Here is a 3,052-nt window from a genome sequence, read left to right as displayed (position 1 = left end):
ACGCAAGAGGCAATAGTGGATCACCGGACGATCGTCTCATTTTTTACCTGTCAACTGGTCTGGGTGAACCGTTACGTTGCAGCAGTCGGTAATTGAGCATGGGCAGCCTCCCTGAGCCTGGTTTCACCCTACCCCCATTTGTGTCCCATTCCTACCCCGTCGGGGCTGCAAATACAGCAGCTTACCCCCGCTCCTTGTTGGAATTGCGGGGATCTGCTCGTCATTTGTTCGATCGCATCGAAAGTGAGAAAAAAGCCTTTACCTTTGACCTCCGCTTTGTATACTACGCCTCGTTTGTTGCAGGGGCGTAGTTCCAATTGGTAGAACAGCGGTCTCCAAAACCGATGGTTGCGGGTTCGAGTCCTGCCGCCCCTGCCATTTTTCAGAAAGGCCAGCTCATTGAGCTGGCCTTTCGCATTTCCGTCGTTTGCCAACGCCTCCGTTAGCCTCTTTTTCCCCGCTTCGCCGCTGCCATTTCTGCCAATGGAGGCCGCTTTTCCCCTGTGCTACACCTTGCTACCTGCCAGATGGCGCCCTCAGGCGCATCGCATCCGGCGGGCCCAAGGCGCTTCAACAAGGAGAGAGCGATGAACAAGGCAGTGGATACGCGTCCCCCCCATGCCCATGCCGGTGGCTGGGTCCCCCGGGATCAGGCCCATGTGGCGCGCTGGGTACAGCGGCTGCGTCAGGCGGTCACCCGCCAGCCTCGCCCGCTGGTGGCCCCGATCGCCGGATTGAAGGCGCTGGTGGAGCAGGATCCTCTCCTGTATCAGCAGGCCCAGGGGATGTTTGACGAGGCGTGGCAGCACGAGCACAGCACGCCGCTCGGTCAGGTCCAGGTGCGCAGCCTCGATGAGTTCCTGCAGCTGCTCAACGGCATCATGACCACGGCCCCGGAAGCCTATCAGGATGTGCAGACCCAGGAGCCCGCCGGGCTGATCGGATTCCCCATCAATGCCCTGCTCAACTGGCCCATGGCGACGGCCGCCGGGTACGACTTCTTCGCCAATGCGCTGGTGAACCAGCAACTGCGCAAGATCCTCGGATACTGGGCCGACTTCCTGCAAAGTCCCGCGTCCCGTTATGTGCTGACCGAGTCGGTGAGCCCCTTGGATCGCCAGACCCTGATCGTCCCCTGGCTCGGGGAGGTGGCGAAACGGGAGATGGTCCGGGTGGCGCAGGGGGCGCTCGGGGCCGGCGACAACCCCACCCCAGAGCGCTTCGAGGGGATCTTCCACACCGTGCCGGGAGAGGAATACGAGGGCTTCGCCAGCTGGGACGACTTCTTCACCCGCCGCTTCTGCCCCGGCGTGCGGCCGGTGACGGCCCCGGACGATGACAGCGTGATCGCCAACGCCTGCGAGTCGGCCCCGCTGCAGGTGGTGACCGGGGTAAGGCGGCAGGACGCCTTCTGGCTCAAGGGACAGCCCTATTCCCTGGACAACTTGCTGGACTTCGACCCGCGCGCCGCCGCGTTCGAGGGGGGCACCCTCTATCAGGCCTTCCTCAGCGCCCTCAGCTATCACCGCTGGCACAGCCCGGTGAGCGGCACGGTGCGCTCGGTCATGGTGGTCAACGGCAGCTACTACCTGGCCAACCGCCACCAGGGTTTCGACAGCCCGGCGGGGCCCGACCCCAGCGCCCCGAACCAGTCCCAGCCCTTCCTGACCGCGGTGGCGACCCGGGCACTCATCTTCATCGAGGCGGACAACCCCAGGATCGGCCTGATGTGCGTGGTGCCGGTGGGCATGGCGGAGGTGTCGAGCTGCGAGGTGACGGTGCAGCCGGGGCAGCGGATCGCGAAGGGGGAGCAGCTCGGCATGTTCCACTTCGGCGGCTCCACCCACTGCCTGCTGTTTCGCCCCGGTGTCGAGCTGGCGTTCGACTTCTACGGCCAGCAGCCGGGGCTGGAGGCGACCAACCTGAGGATCAACACGGCGCTGGCGCGGGTCAAATAACCCAGCCGCCGGACAGTAAAGGCCGCCTTCGGGCGCAATGCTGTTCACTTAAGAGAATTTGAGTTCCAGTCCACGTAGTATCAGGGCTAAAAAATGAGGGAGGCATGATGCCTCCCTCTTTCTATTGCAAGCCACGCTGGATAAAGGCTGAAGGAACATCGACTGGAAACAGCCTTGCTCCCCCAACTCAAGTCGCATTTATGAATAATTAGTCAAAAATGTGCTTATCTGAACAGCATTGCGCCTTCGGGCGGCCTTGTTGTTGTGAATCCCTCAGGGTTGTCGTTGCAGCAGGAGATCCAGATAGGCGCCTTCGATCAACCGGGAGGGTTCGATACCGAGACGCGCCATGATGTCGTGAGCTTCCTGCATCCCCACCTCGCGCGGTTCGTCATCTTCCAGCACCACTTCCAGTTCGAGGAAGTGACCCAGCCCTTCAACCCGGTCGAGATGGATCCGGGTTCTGCCCACCAGAAACAGGGTCCGCTGTTTTCGCACTCTGCCAATCTGGCCGCAAGCCAGGGTGAGCGTTTCCCGCAGCTTGTCCGGCTCGTTCGTTGGCGTGATGTGGTAGTAGCTCTCCTTCGGACCCTGTTGATCAGGCCTGCGGTAGAAGATGAGCTGGCCTGCCGACGGGGAGAGCGTCCGCAATTTGAAGCGGCCCGATTCACAGCGAAAGAAGGTATCATCCTGGGCGATGTCGACGGGGCCCTTGTCGGCGATGGCCGCGGCTCTGGGGATAAGGTCATCGACCCCGGCTATGCGGGCTTTGATCTCGATATTTCGTGGCATGGCAGCGGGTTCTCCTTGAAAACGGGATACCCAATCTAGCACAGCCCACGTTGCCGAGAGGGGGGCAACAGGGGGAGCGCCAGTTCGGTTCCTGATGGATGCTCAACCCTGCCCGCCAACCCTCTTTCAGACGCCTGAAACCGCCCTCAAGAGACAGGTCAGCGGGTGCTGACCTGCTCTGCCGGTGCCTGCCCGTCATCCGCGATATGACCTCATGGCCGCCTTAGGGCGCAATGCTGATCAGTTAAGGATCCATTGACCGATCCTTCTGCTGTAGGACAATCCGGAACCAATCACTGGTT

Annotated in this window: 2 protein-coding genes and 1 tRNA gene; 2 read left to right on the top strand and 1 reads right to left on the bottom strand. The window is 61.7% G+C overall.

The features are described 5' to 3' along the window. Positions 1-301 precede the first annotated feature (301 nt). Together OKB81_RS19845 and OKB81_RS19840 are read left to right on the top strand one after the other, a co-directional pair. Positions 302-378: transfer RNA gene (locus OKB81_RS19845), tRNA-Trp, on the top strand. 209 nt (positions 379-587) lie between these two features. Further along, on the top strand, positions 588-1,958 hold the full coding sequence (locus tag OKB81_RS19840) for a phosphatidylserine decarboxylase family protein (protein ID WP_160839527.1): 1,371 nt from the start codon (positions 588-590) through the stop codon (positions 1,956-1,958). Positions 1,959-2,231: 273 nt separating this feature from the next. On the opposite strand, the gene OKB81_RS19835 is transcribed toward OKB81_RS19840, so the two are convergent. Beyond that, positions 2,232-2,750, bottom strand: a complete 519-nt coding sequence (locus OKB81_RS19835) for a class IV adenylate cyclase (protein ID WP_042864778.1) — start codon at positions 2,748-2,750, stop codon at positions 2,232-2,234. Between the last annotated feature and the right edge of the window lie 302 nt (positions 2,751-3,052).

This window comes from Aeromonas sp. QDB56, from assembly GCF_027705505.1.
Classification (GTDB): domain Bacteria; phylum Pseudomonadota; class Gammaproteobacteria; order Enterobacterales; family Aeromonadaceae; genus Aeromonas; species Aeromonas caviae.
The sequence above is the reverse complement of the archived record's forward strand: the minus strand, read 5'-3'. Positions and strand labels throughout refer to the sequence as shown.